This window comes from Actinoplanes sp. 13 (assembly GCF_056134165.1).
This window is the reverse complement of record NZ_JBVYOQ010000017.1, coordinates 97,737-114,443: the sequence shown is the minus strand read 5'-3', so window position 1 is coordinate 114,443 and position 16,707 is coordinate 97,737. Positions and strand designations below refer to the sequence as shown.

The 16,707-nt window shown below is 72.0% G+C and carries 13 protein-coding genes; 5 read left to right on the top strand and 8 right to left on the bottom strand.

Annotated features, from left to right (window positions below):
* Nucleotides 1-4: 4 nt before the first annotated feature.
* From AC0NH5_RS28270 to AC0NH5_RS28260, 3 genes are all read right to left on the bottom strand, one after another.
* Nucleotides 5-2,320, bottom strand: a complete 2,316-nt coding sequence (locus tag AC0NH5_RS28270) for an N-acetylmuramoyl-L-alanine amidase (protein ID WP_474409576.1) — start codon at nucleotides 2,318-2,320, stop codon at nucleotides 5-7.
* 235 nt (nucleotides 2,321-2,555) lie between these two features.
* Nucleotides 2,556-5,069: an FtsX-like permease family protein gene (locus tag AC0NH5_RS28265; RefSeq protein ID WP_474409574.1), complete on the bottom strand. Its 2,514-nt coding sequence runs from the start codon at nucleotides 5,067-5,069 to the stop codon at nucleotides 2,556-2,558.
* Nucleotides 5,066-5,833, bottom strand: a complete 768-nt coding sequence (locus AC0NH5_RS28260) for an ABC transporter ATP-binding protein (protein WP_474409572.1) — start codon at nucleotides 5,831-5,833, stop codon at nucleotides 5,066-5,068. The genes AC0NH5_RS28265 and AC0NH5_RS28260 overlap by 4 nt, the downstream gene beginning before the upstream one ends.
* Before the next feature lie 161 nt (nucleotides 5,834-5,994).
* Between AC0NH5_RS28260 and AC0NH5_RS28255 the strand changes: the two genes are divergently transcribed.
* Both AC0NH5_RS28255 and AC0NH5_RS28250 read left to right on the top strand, forming a co-directional pair.
* On the top strand, nucleotides 5,995-7,173 hold the full coding sequence (locus AC0NH5_RS28255) for a sensor histidine kinase (RefSeq protein WP_474409570.1): 1,179 nt from the start codon (nucleotides 5,995-5,997) through the stop codon (nucleotides 7,171-7,173).
* Entirely contained in the window at nucleotides 7,170-7,808 is a 639-nt protein-coding gene (locus tag AC0NH5_RS28250) for a response regulator (RefSeq protein ID WP_474409568.1), read from the top strand. Before AC0NH5_RS28255 ends, AC0NH5_RS28250 begins: the two co-directional genes overlap by 4 nt.
* A 53-nt stretch (nucleotides 7,809-7,861) precedes the next feature.
* On the opposite strand, the gene AC0NH5_RS28245 is transcribed toward AC0NH5_RS28250, so the two are convergent.
* A complete protein-coding gene (locus tag AC0NH5_RS28245) occupies nucleotides 7,862-8,860 on the bottom strand; it encodes a sulfotransferase family protein (RefSeq protein WP_474409565.1) in 999 nt (332 codons plus the stop codon).
* Nucleotides 8,861-9,106: 246 nt separating this feature from the next.
* On the bottom strand, nucleotides 9,107-9,985 hold the full coding sequence (locus AC0NH5_RS28240) for a DMT family transporter (protein WP_474409562.1): 879 nt from the start codon (nucleotides 9,983-9,985) through the stop codon (nucleotides 9,107-9,109).
* 70 nt (nucleotides 9,986-10,055) lie between these two features.
* On the opposite strand from AC0NH5_RS28240, the gene AC0NH5_RS28235 reads away from it, so the two are divergent.
* Nucleotides 10,056-10,988 carry a LysR family transcriptional regulator gene (locus tag AC0NH5_RS28235; protein WP_474409560.1) on the top strand — a complete coding sequence of 311 codons (933 nt, stop codon included), beginning with the start codon at nucleotides 10,056-10,058 and terminating at the stop codon, nucleotides 10,986-10,988.
* Between the two features lie 20 nt (nucleotides 10,989-11,008).
* Here the strand turns inward: AC0NH5_RS28235 and AC0NH5_RS28230 are convergent, their stop codons facing one another.
* Complete coding sequence (locus AC0NH5_RS28230; protein WP_474409557.1) at nucleotides 11,009-11,590, bottom strand: DUF305 domain-containing protein; 582 nt, start codon at nucleotides 11,588-11,590, stop codon at nucleotides 11,009-11,011.
* A complete protein-coding gene (locus tag AC0NH5_RS28225; RefSeq protein ID WP_474409555.1) occupies nucleotides 11,575-12,336 on the bottom strand; it encodes a lytic polysaccharide monooxygenase in 762 nt (253 codons plus the stop codon). Before AC0NH5_RS28225 ends, AC0NH5_RS28230 begins: the two co-directional genes overlap by 16 nt.
* 168 nt (nucleotides 12,337-12,504) lie before the next feature.
* Here AC0NH5_RS28225 and AC0NH5_RS28220 point away from each other — a divergent pair, with 168 nt between their 5' ends.
* The gene (locus tag AC0NH5_RS28220) at nucleotides 12,505-13,278 is read left to right on the top strand and encodes a phosphotransferase (protein ID WP_474409552.1); all 774 of its coding nucleotides are present in this window, start codon (nucleotides 12,505-12,507) and stop codon (nucleotides 13,276-13,278) included.
* A gap of 553 nt (nucleotides 13,279-13,831) precedes the next feature.
* On the opposite strand, the gene AC0NH5_RS28215 is transcribed toward AC0NH5_RS28220, so the two are convergent.
* The gene (locus AC0NH5_RS28215) at nucleotides 13,832-15,295 is read right to left on the bottom strand and encodes a helix-turn-helix domain-containing protein (RefSeq protein ID WP_474409550.1); all 1,464 of its coding nucleotides are present in this window, start codon (nucleotides 15,293-15,295) and stop codon (nucleotides 13,832-13,834) included.
* 124 nt (nucleotides 15,296-15,419) lie between these two features.
* Here AC0NH5_RS28215 and aceA point away from each other — a divergent pair, with 124 nt between their 5' ends.
* Nucleotides 15,420-16,706 (top strand): isocitrate lyase, encoded by a 1,287-nt coding sequence (gene aceA, locus AC0NH5_RS28210; RefSeq protein ID WP_474409548.1) that lies wholly within the window; start codon nucleotides 15,420-15,422, stop codon nucleotides 16,704-16,706.
* Nucleotide 16,707: the final 1 nt, after the last annotated feature.

Sequence of the window (16,707 nt, the reverse complement as noted above, 5' to 3'; positions counted from 1 at the left end):
GTGCTTACCTCACGTAGGCGAGACCGTCCGAGATCACCGTGGGGCGGCCCGAGGTGCCGAGCACCACGACGACGACCGTGTGCTTGCCGTACGCCAGGTTCCGGGTCCAGACCGCCTGCCGGTGCAGGGTGCGCGACGACCGCAGATCGACCGTGCTGACCTTCTTGCCGTCCAGATAGACGGCCACCTTGCCGGACTTCGCGGTGCGGCTGAACAGCAGGGCCGCGGACCGGCCGGTGAACTTCCAGGTCAGCTTGCGGTTCTTGGTGCTCGCCGAGAGCGCCTTGCCACCCAGGTGACCGGCGCCGGACTTCTTGGTCCAGCTGCCGGTCTTCTTGGCCGCTGACTCGGCGGACAACACCACCGAACGGGACACCGAGGCGGTACGGGCATTGCCGGCGACGTCCTTGGCGGTGACTGTGTACGTCGAGGCGCCCGGTCGTACCGTCGTCGTCCAGGTCTTCGCCGTCGCCGCCGCCGAGCCGGACCGCGGCCGGGTGATGGTGTAACCGCCCAGCTTGGCGTTGTCGGTGGCGGAGAACCCGAAGGTCACCGGCACCGCGGTCGTGCTGACCGTCCCGGTGCGCAGGTTGGCCGAGAGCCCCCCGGAGAAGGCCGGCGCGGTCGTGTCACCCCAGATCGTCGCGGTGACGCGGGCCGTGCTGCCGGAGGTGTGCACCGCGCGGATCGCGACGCTGTGCCGGCCGGGGGCGAGGGTCACCGCGGCCGTCCGGGCCGTGCCGGGCAGCGTGGCGACCGTCTTGTTGTCGACCTGGACCTCGACCTTCGCGACCTTCTCCGAAGCGGTGCTCATTGACCAGGCCAGGGTGGCGCGGTTCTTGACGTACCACGCGCCGGCCGCCTGGCCGCCGCCGGTCACCGACCGCAGCGTCATCCCGGTGACCATCTCCTGCGAGACGGCCCGGATCGAGGCGAGCCGGGTGTACAGGTTGTCGCCGGGGCAGATGGTGGCGTCGCCGTCACGGTGCCCGGCGACGCGGGGCAGGGTGACCGACTGGCCCTGCTTGAACTTGCCGTTCGGGGAGCCTGCGGTGATCTTCACGCTGCTGGTCGGGTTGTAGTTGTACTTCCCGAGCCGGGCCGCCGCCACCTGGGCGATCATCGTCTCGACGACCGGGCTGGACTTGGCGTACCGGTAGTCACCGATCACCGCGATGCCCGCGTAACCGGTGTTGAAGCCGGCGACGTGCGCGCCGACGACGGCGTTCTCCACGCCGCCCTTGCGGCCCTCGAAGAGCCGGCCGCACTTGTCCAGCAGGTAGTTGTAGCCGATGTCGGCCATGCTCTTGCTCTTCACGTCGTACGACTGGATGCTGCGCACGATCGCCGCCGACTCCGAGCAGTCGTAGTCGTTGCTGGTGGCGGTGTGGTGCACCCAGACCAGCTTGACCTCCTTGGCCACCGAGAGCGACTTGACGATCCGCTCGTCGGCACCCCACGAGTACCGGGTGTAGTACGTCGGGAACTGCGCCTTGACCGGCACCGTCGAGGTCGGCATCGGGGCGCTGGTGGCCGGCGTCGTCGTCGGCGCCGTCGTGGGTGCGGTGGCCGGCGCGGTCGTCGGCGCGGCGGTGGTGGGAGCGGTCGTGACCGGGGGCGGCGACGACGACGAACTGGCCGACGGTGACGGGCTGGGGCTGCCGCTCGCCGACGGGCTCGCCGAGTCGCTGGGCTCGGCCTCGGCCTCCGCCGGGCCGGAGGCCGACGGCGAGGTGGCGGGCGACGCGGTGGCGCCGCCGCCGGTGCCGCCGGTCGGGCCGCCGGCGGTCTCCTCGACCGGGTCGGTGTCCGCACCCGGGTCGATCAGGTCCAGCCGCAGGCCGTCGGGCAGGCCCGCGCCCTGACCGGTGATCCGGGCGGCCACGCCGTCGGACGGGCCGGCCCAGAGCGGGTCGGTGCCGCCGCGCCGGGCGGCAGCCTCGGCACCCTCCGGGCTGTCGTCCGAGGTCGACAGCGTCTGCCAGGCCGACCACTTGCCGGTGGCGACGCTGCGGGTGCGCACCTCGACGGCGCCCTCGGGGGCGTCGGCCGGGTCGCGCCAGGTGACGCCGAGCAGGCTGAACCGCTCGGTCTGCCGTTGCGGCACGTCGGCGGCGCCACCGGAGCCGGTGATGTCGACGGTGTGCAACGCGGTCTCGACCCGGGGCGGCGCGGCGGCCGGGTCCGGGGGCAGGACGGTCAGCTCGTCCTGCGCCACGGTCTCCGCCGGTCCGGACGGCCAGGTCAGCACCGCGACCCCGCCGCCGGCCGCGAGCACGGCCACCGCTGTCCCGATGCCGATCGCCCAGCGTCTCTGCATTCCGCTCCCCCGTCACATCGAAGATCTTGCGGGCGTGAACGCTACCGGACCGTCCGCTCGATGTCCGTCCCGCCCCGTGCCCGCCCGCCGGTTGCCGGACCGTGTGGGGACCTCGGGTTCGCACCGCACCCGAAACCACCACGCACCCGGGTGCAAGACCTCGTGTGGGGACTTCGGGTTCGCACGGGTCCCGAAATCACCACACTCAGGGGTTCGGGTTCGCAGCCGCGCTCGGTCAGTCGGTGCCGAGGGCGGTCACCGGGCTCACCCGGGCGGCCCGCCGGGCGGGCAGCACGCCGGCCAGCGCGGTCAGCGCCACCAGCGCCGCGAACACCGCGGCCAGCTGCCACCCCGGCACGGTGAGCGGCGCGTTCACGCCGGTGGCCTGCAGTGCCAGCCAGGCGTACGGGACTCCGAGCAGCAGTCCGAGAGCCGCCCCGATCACGCCGTAGAGCGCGGACTCCGCGGTGAGCATCGAGCGCAGCCCGCCGCGCGACATCCCGATGGCCCGCAGCAGTCCGGACTCCCGGGCCCGCTCGACCACCGAGAGCGCGGTGGTGGCGCCGACACCCACCACGGCGATCAGCACGGTCAGGCCGATCAGTCCCAGCGCGACGGCGAGCAGCACGGTCAGCGCGCTGTTCATCTGGTCCCGCTCGTCGGCCAGGACCGTCACGCCGAACCCGGGCTGGCCCGCGCTGATCGCCCGCAGCGCGCGCAGCCCGTCGGTCCGGCCCTGCTCGCCGGGCCGGGCGGCGTCCGCGAGCAGCCCGGTCGGGGCGGCCGGCGCGCCGAGCGCGGTGAGGTCGGCCGGGTCGACGAGCAACCCGGTGTGCAGTGGCGCCATGTCGGACAGGACCGCGCCGACGGTGAAGCGGGCCTGCTTGCCGTCCGCGGTGGCCGTCATGGTGTCGCCCACGTCCAGGTTGCCGAGGTCGGCGACGTACCGGGCCAGGACCACCTTGCCGGGTCCCAGGTCCGCGGTCGAGCCGGAGGCGAGGTCCAGGTCGGCGAGCCGGGGAAGGGCCGTCAGCGACAGGTCGGTGACCGCGACGTCCTCCAGCCCGGCGACCGTGACCGCGTCCAGCCGCCGGTACGGGGTGACCCGGGTCAGATCCGCGCTGTCCCCGGCCCGGCCGGCGAATCCGGCGGGCAGAGGCGTGCCCTCGGCCGAGGTCAGCTCGTAGTCGGCGGGCGACGAGGCGGCCAGCTCGCGGTCGGCGAGGACCCGGATCGAGGCGCCGCCGACGAGCACGCCGGCGATCAGGGTGACGCCGAGCGCGACCACCACCGAGACGGCCGCGGCCCGGCGGGTGCTGCCGCCGACGCCGCCGACGGCGAGTTTCCCGACCGGTCCGAGCCGGCGCAGCGGGAAGCCGGCGACCGCCAGCACCGGCCGGACCAGAGCCGGCCCGAGGGCGATCAGCGCGACGTAGGCGAACCCGCCGGAGACCACCACGCCGAGCAGCATCGGCATCGGGTCGTAGTTCTCCGGGTCGGGGCCGGGCAGGTTGACCGCCACGAACCCGGCGGCCGCGGCGGCGAGCGCCACGAGGACCAGGCCGGCGGCCCAGCGCACCCGGCCGATCCCCTTCCGCGCGCCGGTGCTCGCCGAGGCCCGCAGCGCTTCGAGCGGTGCGACCCGGGATGCGGAGATCGCCGGGGCCAGCACGGCGAAGACGGTGATCAGCACGGCCAGCAGGACCGTCGCCACCGCGGGCAGGACCGGGAAACCGGGCGAGGCCACCTTCCAGCCGAACGCGCCGGCCAGTGGCGGCACGAGATGGCCGACGGCGAGCGCGGCGAGCGTGCCGACGACACCCGCGAACAGCCCGGTCAGCAGGCCTTCGGTGGCCAGTGCCCGGACCAGCGAGCCGCGCCCGGCGCCGACCGCCCGGAGCAGGGCCAGCTGCCGCATCCGCTGCGCGAAGACGATCCGGAACGTGGAGGCGGCGATCAGTCCGGCGGCCACCACGGCGATCGCCACGAACATGCCGACGACGGCGAAGACCTGGTCCACCTCACCGGCGGCCGCGCGGGCCTCGGTGAGCCGGACGTCGGCCCCGGTGGCCACCTCGGGCTGCTCCGGCCCGCTGGTCAGGGAGACCAGCCGCTCCTGCAGCGCCGCGGCGTCGGCGCCGGGCGCCAGGCGCAGGTCGATCTGGTTCAGGAGATCGGTGCCGGCCAGCGCGGTGACCGTGGCCGTCGGCGCGTACGCCAGGAACCCCCAGTCGTCGCGGATGCCGGCGAGCCCGACCACCTTCAGGGCGACGCGGCGGCCCTCACCCATGTCGAGGTCGGCGGTGGCGCCGACGGTCAGGCCGAGCCGTTCGACGGTGCGCGGCGTCACCACGATCTCGCCGGGCCCGGACGGGAAACGGCCCTCGCGCATCTCGAGGATGCTCAGCGGCCCGCTGCCGGGGTCGGACTGCACCACGAGGTAGTCCGTGCCGAGCCCGCCGCTCCCCTCGACGCGTGCGGCGGCCTCCTCGACCCCGGGCCAGGCGGTGATCTCGGCGAGCTGCTTCGTGGTGACGGTCCCGTTGCGCACGACCAGGTCGACCGCCTCCGGGGTGCCGCTCAGCCCGTTCAGCACGCTGCGCTCCGTGATCTGCTGGGCCAGCACGGTCGCATAGACCACGAACGCCGCGACCAGCACGGCCAGGCCGGTGAGCAGCATGCGGGCCGGGCGCCGGGCCACCCCGGCCAGCTGGGTACGCAGGACCGGGTTGCGGAACAGCCCGGTCATCGGCCGGCCGCCAGGCTCTGCAGGGCGTCGGTGACGGCGGTGATGTCCGGGTTGTGGATCTCGCCGGCCAGCCGGCCGTCGGCGAGCATCACCACCCGGTCGGCGTACGCGGCAGCGCCCGGATCGTGGGTGACCATCACGATCGTCTGGCCCAGGTCGCGTGCCGAGTCCCGCAGCAGGCCGAGCACCTCGGCGCCGGAACGGGAGTCGAGGTTGCCGGTCGGCTCGTCGGCGAAGAGCACCTCGGGGCGCGACACCAGGGCCCGGGCCAGCGCGACCCGCTGCTGCTGGCCGCCGGAGAGCTCGCTCGGCAGGTGCCCGAGCCGCCCGGCCAGGCCGAGGCGGGTGATCAGGCGGTCGTACAGCTCGGGATCCGCCCTGCGGCCGGCCAGGTCCAGCGGCAGCGTGATGTTGGCCGCCGCGGTGAGCTGCGGGAGCAGGTTGAACGACTGGAAGACGAAGCCGATGCGCTCGCGGCGCGCCTTGGTCAGCACCCGGTCGTTCTGCCGGGTCAGGTCGGTGCCGCCGAGCAGCACCTGACCGGACGTGGCGGTGTCCAGCCCGGCCAGGCAGTGCATCAGGGTGGACTTGCCGGAACCGGACGGGCCCATGATCGCGGTGAACCGGCCGCGGTCGAAGCCGACGGTCACGCCGTCGAGCGCGCGGACCGCGGTGCCGCCGGTGCCGTACACCTTCACCAGGTCGACGGCCGCGACCGCGGCCAGGGCGGCCTGGTCCGACACGGGTGAGAAACGCGTCTGCATGTGCGAGCACCTCGAAGGTTGAGAGGAACCTGGGAAACGGACAGACGAATCCTGATCGTTTCCCGCCACCGGCACATCGGCCCGGCGACCGGCTCCCGGCCGGGGCGACTCTTACTTTCGGCCGATGGGGACCGCCGGACCTGCGCCTACGCTGGGTCACGATGGTGAATCGTGTACTGATGCGTGTGGGCCAGTTCGGCGTGCTCGGTGTCCTGGCGGTCCTCGGCGTCCTCGACCTGACCGGCGGCATGTTCGAGAGCCCGCTCGTCGCGGTCCAGGTCGTCCTGGCGATGGCGGTGGCGGCGGTCTGGCTCCCGCTGCGCCCGCCCGGCAGCCGGCTGCTGCCCGCCGGCGCGATCCTGGTCTCGATGGCGTCCCTGCTGGTCACGGTCGCGTTGGGGCAATTCGCCGATCATCCCTACAGCGGGTTGTGGGGGGCGGCCGAGTCGGCGGCGATGCTGGGCATGCTCGCCGTGGTGACCCGCAACGCCCCGGCCCGCTGGGCGGTCGCCGCCGTCGTGCTCACCCTCGCGGCGGTGAGCCTGATGCCGCTGCGCACCGGCAGCGAGACCATCTATGTGACGTTCTGCCTCGTGCAGGCCCTCGGCGGGTCGGCGGCCATCGGCGTCGGTTTCACGCTGCGGTCGATGGAGACCAACCGGCGGCGCGCCCTCGACGCGGTACGCGCGGAGCAGCGCGCCGAGTTCGCCCGCGATCTGCACGACTTCATCGCCCACCACGTGACCGGCATCGTGGTGCAGGCCCAGGGCGCCAAGTTCATCGCCGAGCAGGACCCGCGGCGGGTGATGCTGGCCCTGGAGCAGATCGAGCAGGCGGGCGCCGAGACGATGGCGTCGATGCGGCGGATGGTCGGCGTGCTGCGCGACCCCACGTCCAGCCCGGACGCGCCGCTCGCCCCGGTGGCCGGGGTGCCGGACCTGCCCGCGCTCGTCGAGCAGTTCACCGCGGCGGGAGGCCCGCCGGCCCGGCTGCGCGTGGAGGGTGCGGCGGACGGACTGCCGGTGGAGATCTCCACCTCGGCGTACCGGGTGGTGATGGAGGCACTGACCAACGTCCGGCAGCACGCACCGGGGGCGTCGGGGGTGGACGTGTGGCTCCGTCGTACCCCGGCGTTGTTGTTGGTCCGGGTGTCGAACGACGGACCACCACCCCGGCCGCCCGCGGCCCGGGAGCGCCCGGGTTACGGTCTGGCGGGTCTCACCGAGCGGGTCCGTGCGGTCGGCGGGCAGATCTCGGCCGGGCCGGGGGTGGACGGCGGGTGGGTCGTCGACGCGGCGCTGCCCTTCGACAGGGCTTTCGACAGCGGGAGAGTTTCGTGATCCGGGTACTAGTCGCCGACGACCAGGCCATGGTGCGTACCGGCTTCGGCATGATCCTCGGCGCGCAGCCGGACATGGAGGTGGTCGGCGAGGCGGCCGACGGCGTCGAGGCGGTCGCCGCGGCCCGGCGGCTGAAGCCGGACGTGGCGCTGATGGACATCCGGATGCCGAAGATGGACGGGCTGCAGGCGCTGCGGCTGCTCGCCGGCCCGGGCGTCACCGACCCGGTCAAGGTGGTCGTGGTGACCACGTTCGACCTCGACGAGTACGTGCACCAGGCGCTGCGCAACGGCGCGGTCGGCTTCCTGCTCAAGGACTCCGGGCCGGCGCTGCTGATCGAGGCGGTCCGCGCGGCCGCCTCCGGGGACGCGCTGATCAGCCCGTCCATCACGGTGCGGCTGCTGCAGCACCTGGCGCAGCCGGCCCAGGCCACCGGCGACGGCGGCCTGTCGCCGCGGGAGCTCGAGGTGGTGTTGCTGACCGCGCGCGGGCAGACCAACGCGGAGATCGCCGAGAAACTGTTCATCTCGGTCGGCACCGTGAAGACCCACCTGAGCAGCATCCACGCGAAGCTGGACACCCGGAACCGGGTGGAGATCGCGGCGTGGGCGTGGGAACGCCGCCTGATCAGCTGACCGGTGTGTGAAGTTCGGGTCAGGATCGAGCCCGAACTTCACACACGCTGGTTTCAGGTGGCGACCTGGCGGCTGGTCAGGCGGGCGGCGACGGGCGGCTCCTGGTCGCCGTGGCGGACCTGGGTCCAGAGGTCGAGCGCCGCCTTCTTGGCCGGGCCGAGCGTCTCCTTGGCCAGGAACGTCGCGTCCGCCTTGATCCGCGCGCCGCGCGGCACCGGGATCGAGGGCTCGTACCCGAACCGGGACAGCCGGTCGCCGAACGCCTCCTCGCACCGGCGCACCTCGTCGTCGGTGAGCCGGCTGCGCCAGCTCGCCACGCGCTCGGACGTGGGCGCCTTGTGGGTGAGGGTGTGCCAGGTCTTGTACTCCGGGACGGCGACCGAGGCCAGCTTGTTCGGCGCCTTCATGGCCGGGTCGTACTCCTCGGTGAGGAAGTCGCAGATGGCCCGCAGGTGCGGTTCCGGGTCGGAGACCAGGTCCTCGTACCGCACCTGGTGGTACTGATCCTTGCGGTAGTACCGCGCGGCGGCCAGCGAGGAGTCGGCGGATTTCGTCCAGTACTCGATCAGGGTGTCGAACTCGTCCGGCTTCCACGGCGTCTCCTTCAGCGACGCCACGCAGTCCCGGCCGTCCCGCATGATGTTGATGATCTGCGCGTCCGGGAACAGCCTCAGGATCGTGCCGAGGTGCCGCAGGTAGAGCGGCCGCTTGTCGCCCCAGCGCGGCTTGCCGAACCGCTCGGAGTACATCCGGAAGACGATGCCGAAAGCCGACCCGAGGGTGGGCGGGCCGGCGACGATCGCCTCGATCACCTGGTCCCGGTCCAGCCCGAGATCGTCGAACTGCGACGAGTCGGCGATGAACCCGGCCAGCTTCCGCCGGTTGCCGTCGTCGTTCAGGTCGCCGAACTCGGCCCGCTGCTGATAGCCCGCGAGCAGGAACCGGGTCTCCGGTGGCAGCGCGATCCTCGGGTGAGCGTGCAGCATGAGCTGCAGCATCGTCGTGCCGGAGCGTGGGCAGCCGACGACGAAGATCGGACGGTCACTGGGCATGGCGATCACCGTAAACAAGATCCATCAGGTTTGTCCGCCCCCGCGTCGTCATCTGTCCCCTTCCCTGGTCCTCGAAGGCATCTTGAAGACTTGGAAAAGATTTCGCAAAGACCCTGTACAGCCAAGACGCAACTGCTGTCGTACGGCTGTGAATTTTCTGGCAATCTTGACCCAGAAAGTGAAAAAGCCCGCCGCTTTGCTCGGACCGTGACCGAACAGATACGGCCGGCGACCGACCTCTGTGGATCAGGCGGTGACGGCCTCCCGCTCGGCGACCCGGGTGGGCCGGGTGGCGAGCCAGCAGCCGGTCGCCACGAGCGCGAACCCGGCGATCGTGGCCGGGCCGATCGGCTCGTTGAGCAGCACCACACCGAGCAGCACCGCGACGACCGGGTTGACGTAGGTGATCAGGCTCGCCCGGTTCGAACCGGCCAGGCCGATCAGCCGGTAGAACGCGAGCAGCGCCACCGCGGTGCAGAAGACGCCGAGCACGACGAGCGCGGTCCACGCCTGCGGGGCGACCGGCTCGGCGGGCAGGGCGGTCAGCGCGAACGGGAGCAGCACCAGGCTGGTGATCGCGGTGGTGCCCAGCGTCAGGGTCTCCGGCGGGATGTCCGCGGCCCGGCGCTGCACGAGGATCGTCGCCACCGCGTAACTGATCGCCGCGAGCAGCACCATGCCGGCGCCGAGCAGCCCGTACAGGTCACCGGAGACGTCCACGCCGACCAGCACCACGACACCCGCGAACCCGACCGCCAGCCCGGCGACCCGGCCCGGCGTGAGCGGCTCGGCCCGCAGCAGGAGCAGCGCGATGACGGCCGGCTCCACCGCGATCAGGATGCCGGTCAGCGACGAGGTGATGTACTGCTCGCCGTACGTGATGAGCAGGAACGGGCCGACGATGTGCACCGCGGCGATCAGCGCGACCACCCGCATCCGGCCGCGCAGCGCCGTGAGCGTGCCCCGCATCGCGGCGACGGGGAGCAGCACGGCAGCCGCGATGGCGACCCGCCCGAAGACGACGAGCACCGGCGACAGGTCGTCGATCGCGATCTTGATCAGGAAGTACGGGATGCCCCAGAGCACGGAGCAGGCGACGAAGAGGAGCCAGGCGAGACGATTCACAAGCTCAGCCTTCCGTCGTACCGTAGTAAGCGGTAGTGGTGACTTGCTCAGGTCGTGTTAAGGAAATCTGATGATCGATCCGCGTCGCCTCCAGGTGCTCATCGAGGTCGCCCGGCAGGGCAGCTTCAACCGGGCCGCCACCGCGCTGCGGCTCACTCCTTCGGCGGTGTCCCAGCAGATCAGCGCGCTGGAGCGGGCCGTCGGCACCACGGTGGTGCGGCGCAGCACCCGGGGCGTGGAGCTGACCGAGGCCGGGCGGGTGCTCACCGAGACCGCCGACGCGATCGCCGCCGAGCTGCTCTGCGCGGAACGGGAGATCGCGCGACTGGCCACCGCACAGACCGACCGGCTCACCGTCACCACGTTCACCAGCGGCGGCCAGCGACTGCTGCCGCCGGCTCTGACCCGCTTCAGCGCCGCGCACCCCGGCGTCGAGCTGACCGTGATCGAGAGCGAGCCGGAGGACAGCCTGCCGCTGGTCCGCTCCGGCGGCGCCGACCTCGCACTCGCCTACCACTTCGACGGTCCCCCGCCGGTACGCGTCGGCGACCGATCCGGCTTGATCTGGACGCCCCTGCTCGACGATCCGATGTGGATCGTGCTGCCGGCCGGGCACCGGCTCGGCGGGCGCACCTCGGTAACCCTGGCCGAGCTGGCGGAGGAGCGCTGGGTGCACGGCTGCCTGTCGATCGGCGAGATGCTCGGCCACTACGCGGCGATGGCCGGATATCTGGTCCGCACCGCCTGCCGGGGCACCGACTACCAGTTCGCCCAGTCACTGGTCCGGGCCGGCATCGGGATCAGCATGATCCCGGAGGTGGCGCTCACCGCGGACAGCACCGGGCTGACCGCGGTCCGGCTCGCGCCACCCGGGCCCTGCCGGTTCGTCGGGGTCGCGACGGCCCGGCGGCGGCGCCCGAACCCCCTGGTCGACGACCTGATGCGCATCCTCGGCGAGACGGTCGCGGCGCTGCCGGCCACACCGCTGACCACCAGCCCGTAGACCCTCGCCAGGCCGGCCGCTCAGGGTTTCGAGGCGAGCGCCAGCAGTCGCTGGATCTGCTGCTGCCGCGACGCGGCCATCTGGTCGGCCAGGCTTCTTGCCGGGGGGTACGACCCACCGGCGCTTTCCATGCGCATGGTCTCGACGCTGTTGTGCAGGTTGCCCAGAAGCAGCGCGACGGCCGTCCGGTCGAAGTCGGCGCCCTTCGCCGTGTCCAGCGCCGTGAGGTCGTCGGGTTGCAGCGAGTGCAGGTCGCCGTGCCCCGCGTGCAGGCCGGCCGACGGGTCCGCCTCGAGCGGGCGCTGCCAGCCGAGCAGCCAGCGCTGCATGGTGCCGCTCTCGGTCTGCCACTGGCCGCGCAGCTCGGCCACGACGGCCTTCAGCTCCGGGTCGGTGGCCTTGCGCTCGGCGCGCTGGGCGATCTGCTCGCCCTCGGTGATCTGCTCCAGGCCCATCTGCAGGAACATCACGTCGGTGTCGTTGTACGCCGGCGGCGGCTGCTCGGCCTGCTGCGCGCAGCCGGCGACCAGCGCGAGCACCGCGGCGAGGGCCAGGGCGGCCCGGCGAACCGGGCCGCCCGCACCTCTTACAGAGCGGTCCACAGCGCCGCGACGTTCGGGGGCTCCCATCCGTTCAGCGCGGTGTGCGCCTGCCGGCACTGGTACGACCGGCCGTTGTAGGTCACCCGGTCGCCCACCTTGTACGCCGTGCCGGCCGCCCACGTGCCGGAGCCCGGGTTCGTGGTCGTGGTCGGGGCCGGCGTGGGGGTGGTCGGCCGCGGCGTCGTCGGGGTCGGCGACGGGGTGGTCGGCGTGGGCGTCGGGGTGCCGCCGCCACCGCCGATGTTCACGTCCACGCAGGCGTAGAACGCGTTGACGGTGTCCGAGATGTTCCACCGGGCGAGCACCGTCTGCCGGCCGCTGAAGCCCTTCATGTTGACCGCGTGCGATTTGGTCGGGCCGGGCTGCGCGCCACCGTCGTTGAAGGACGCCAGCAGCGTGTCGCCGATGAAGTACTCCCACGTGGCGGTGGAGTGCCGGGCGGTGAGCACCCAGTTGAAGGTGACGTTCTGCCCGACCGAGGCGGCCGGCCAGTTCTTGCTGTTGTCGTTGAGCACAGTGAAACGGCTGCCGCCTCCGTTGCACTGCTTGGAGCCCTTCGGCATCTCCACGCTCTGGGGCTCGAAGACGATGTCGCCGCAGCCGGAGACCGCGCCGCTCGCGCAGTTGGCCTGACGGCTGGGCGGGGACGAGATGTATCCGTGCGCGGACGCCGGGGAGACGGCCACGAACAGAGAACCGGTGACCGCTGCCACGGTCAGCGCGGGAAGGGTGACTTTACGCCTCATGCACTTACTCCTCAGAGGATTCCGCAGGGGACGACGTGTTCACCAACGTAAATTAAAGTCTGTTAACAGTAAATACTGTTAAGGATTCTTTATGGACGCCGCCATTCCGAACCAGGCCCGGAAATGCCGTTCCCGATAGGCGTCGCCGCATGTCGTTATGATCGCCGGATGTCCGATTCCGAGGTGTTCGCCGGCGGCGTCAACCAGGTCGTACGGCACGGCGACCGGGTGCGGCGGCCGACCGGCCCCTGGTCGCCCCTGGTGCACGACCTGCTCCGGCACCTCCAGGCCCGGGGCTTCACCGGGGCGCCCCGGTTCCACTCGGCCGCGGACGGCTTCGAGGAGCTGGGATTCCTGCCGGGCGAGGTGTCCCCCTATCCGCCGTCGCCGGCCGCCGCCTCGGAAGCGGCACTCGTCAGCGCGGCTTCGCTGCTGCGCGAATACCACGACGCGGTCGCCGGATATGCGCCGACGGCCCCACGCGACGGATGGCAGCTGCCGGCGCTGGACCCGGTCGAGGTGATCTGCCACAGCGACTACGCGCCGCACAACTGTGTGCTTCAAGGTTCCCGGGTCACCGGGATCATCGACTTCGACTACGCGCGGCCCGGGCCACGGCTGTGGGACGTGGCGTTCGCGGCCTACCGGTGGGTGCCGCTGTCGGCGCCGGACAACGCGGACGGGTTCGGGACGGTGACGTCACAGGCCGCACGGCTCCGGCTGTTCTGCGACAGCTACGGGCTGTCCGCGACGTCACGCGGCGTGCTGGTCGAGACGGTGGTGGCGCGGGTGAAGGAGCTGGTGGACTACATGCACGCGGAGGCCGCGAACGGGAACGCGGCGTTCGCGGGGCACATCGCCGCGGGGCATGATCGGCTCTATCTCGGGGACATCGCCTACATCCGGGCGTCACGAGAGGTTTTCGAGGAGGCGCTGGCCTGAACGCCGGCGGCCAGTCAGGTTCAGCCACTTCGCCGAGGCAACGGTGGTCCGCCCGGGCTCTTCGCTGTTGACGGCTTCCATCCGGCGCCGGCCGCCTACCAGGTTTGGGGCACGCTGCTCGCCGACCAGGCCACTCCCCTGCTGCGCAAGCCGTAACCGACAGCGGAGAGCAGCGACGAGCACAAGCGGCACGGCCGAGCGGCGGCAACGGACGGCGACGCGACGTGGTGAGGCGCCGCGGTGCGGCAACGAGGTGCGGCGACGCGGTGCGGCGGGCGCATGAGGTGCAGCGGCGCGGTGCGGCGGCGCAGTGCGGCGGCGGGCGTGTCGGGTGAGGCCGCGCGGTGGGACCAGGTGGCGCGGTGGGACCAGGCGTCACGGTTGGACCCGGCGGCGCGGTGGGGTTGCGGCTTGACCCGGCAGGTCAGCCCGGCGGTCGCGGCACAACCGTGAGTGGCAGGCAGCTCGCGGGGACGCCACGCGAGCTGTTCACCGCGCGTACCAAAAAGGCAGAAGCGGAAGCGGACGACGCGAGGCCGCGGCAGATGAGGGGTCAGGCGCGACGCTCCAGGAAGTCGTAGACGTCGCGGTTGTCGACGCCGGGGAAGGTGCCCGGGGGCAGGGCGGCCAGCAGGTGCGAGTGGACGCGGGCGCTGGGCCAGGCGTTGCCCGCCCAGCGCTGGACGAGGTCGGCCGGCGGGCGGCGGCAGCAGTCGGGGTCGGGGCAGGTCGAGACGGTGCGGCCGGTGACGTCGCCGCCGCGGAACCAGCGTGCGTGCTCGTACGGAGTGCCGACGGTGACGGAGAAGAGTCCGGAGCTGGTGGCCTCGACGTGGACGGTGCACCAGTACGTCCCGGCGACGGTGTCGGTGAACTGGTAGAAGGACGAGTAGGGGTCGTCGGCCTCGAAGACGGTGCGGGAGGCCCATCTGCGGCAGACCGGCTGGCCCTCGATGGCGCCGGTGACGTCGGCGGGGAAGCGGACGTTGTCGTTCTCGTAGGCCTTGTAGACGATGCCGGACTCGTGCACCCGGGCGAAGTGCACCGGGATGCCGAAGTGGTGGGTGGCCAGGTTGGTGAAGCGGTGGGCGGCCGTCTCGTAGGAGACGCCGAACGCGTCGCGGAAGTCGTCGATGGCGAGGGCCCGGTCGGCTTTCGCCTCGGTGAGGAACTCGACGGCGAACTTCTCCGGCATGAGCAGGGCGGCGGCGAAGTAGTTGACCTCGACCCGCTGGCGGAGGAAGTCGCCGTAGTCGGCGGGGTCGTTGTGCCCGAGGACGAAGTGCCCGAGGGTCTGCAGGACCACCGCGCGCGGGTCGTGCCCCTTGCCGCTGGCCACCTGGGGCAGGTAGATCCGGCGGTTCTTCAGGTCCGTCACCGACCGGGTGGAGCTGGGCAGGTCGTTGACGTAGTGCAGGGTGAAGCCGATCTGGGCGGCGATGTCCAGGATGCCGCGCTGTGACAGTGGGCCGGTGGTGTGCCGGACCGACTGGAGGACCCGGGCCGCGGCCTGCTCGATCTCGGGGAAGTAGTTGTCCCGCCGGCGCATCTCGGCGCGCAGCTGCGCGTTGGCGCGGCGGGCCACCTCGGGGGTCGCGCTCTGCTCGGTGTGCAGCCGGTTGATCTCGCGGTGCAGGCCGATCAGGGACTCCAGGGCGTCGGCCGGCAGGCGGCGGCCGGCGCGCACCGGCGGCAGGCCGAGCGACTGGTAGAGCGCGCCGTGCTGATAGTGCGCCAGGTCGATCTCCAGGCCGGCGCGGCGGCTCGGCGCCTCCGGGCGGAGCAGATCCTGCAGGGGCACGCCGAGCGCGCCGGCGATCGACTGGAGCACCGAGAGCTTGGGCTCCCGCTTGCCGTTCTCGATCAGGGACAGCTGCGAGGGCGCCCGGCCGACCGCGTCGCTGAGCTGCTCGAGTGTCATGCCCTTGAGGCGCCGCAGGTGCCGCAGGCGCTGCCCGAGCGTCACGAGGTCGACAGCGGACTCAGCAGCAGAAGGAGTGGAAAGCGAAGCGGTCACGTGTTTCAACCTAACAGAATTTCTGCGTTTCTTCTGCCCGGGAAGCCCTTCTGAGGGGCTGGTGTGACCGGTGAGAGTGAAGTTCTTCCACACGGAAGAAGCGACAGGGCAGGGAAGGGATACGATGACTGAGCTGACCGAAACCAGGGGCGGTACCGCTGCGGACCTCACTCGGGAATGGGCCGGCGACCCGCGCTGGACGGGCATCAAGCGCGACTACACCGCGCAGGACGTCGTGCGGCTGCGGGGCACCCTCCAGGAGCGGCACACGCTCGCCGAGCGGGGCGCGGCCCGGCTCTGGGAGCTGCTGAACTCCGAGGACTACATCAACGCGCTCGGCGCGCTGAGCGGCGGCCAGGCGACCCAGATGGTGCGCGCCGGGCTGAAGGCGATCTACCTGTCCGGCTGGCAGGTCGCGGCGGACGCGAACCTCTCCGGGCACACCTACCCGGACCAGTCGCTCTACCCGGCGAACTCGGTGCCCGCGGTGGTGCGGCGGATCAACAACGCACTGATCCGCGCCGACCAGATCGACACCGCGGCCGGCCGGCGCGAGCGCGACTGGTTCGCCCCGATCGTCGCCGACGCGGAGGCCGGCTTCGGCGGGCCGCTGAACGCGTTCGAGCTGATGAAGGGCATGATCGCGGCCGGCGCCGCGGGCGTGCACTGGGAGGACCAGCTGGCCAGCGAGAAGAAGTGCGGTCACCTGGGCGGCAAGGTGCTGATCCCGACCCAGCAGCACATCCGCACGCTCAACGCGGCCCGCCTCGCGGCCGATGTGGCCGGCGTCCCTACGCTGGTCATCGCCCGCACCGACGCGCTCGCGGCGGACCTGCTCACCACCGACGTGGACGAGCGCGACCAGCCGTTCCTGACCGGGGAGCGCACCGCCGAGGGCTTCTTCCGGGTGCGGCCCGGCGAGGACGCCGCGATCTCCCGCGGTGTCGCCTACGCCGACTACGCCGACCTGCTCTGGGTGGAGACCGGCAAGCCCGACCTGGCGTTCGCGAAGCGGTTCGCCGAGGCGGTGCACGCCAAGCACCCGGGCAAGATGCTCGCGTACAACTGCTCGCCGTCGTTCAACTGGAAGCGCAACCTGGACGACGCCGACATCGCCCGCTTCCAGAAGGAGCTGGGCGCGATGGGCTACAAGTTCCAGTTCGTCACCCTGGCCGGTTTCCACGCCCTCAACCACTCGATGTTCGAGCTGGCCAAGGGGTACGCCCAGAGCGGCATGACCGCCTACGTGAAGCTGCAGGAAGCCGAGTTCGCGGCCGAGGCCGACGGCTACACCGCCACCAAGCACCAGGCCGAGGTCGGCACCGGTTACTTCGACGCGGTCTCCACCGCGCTGAACCCGGAGTCGTCCACCACCGCCCTGTCGGGCAGCACCGAGGCGGAGCAGTTCTGAC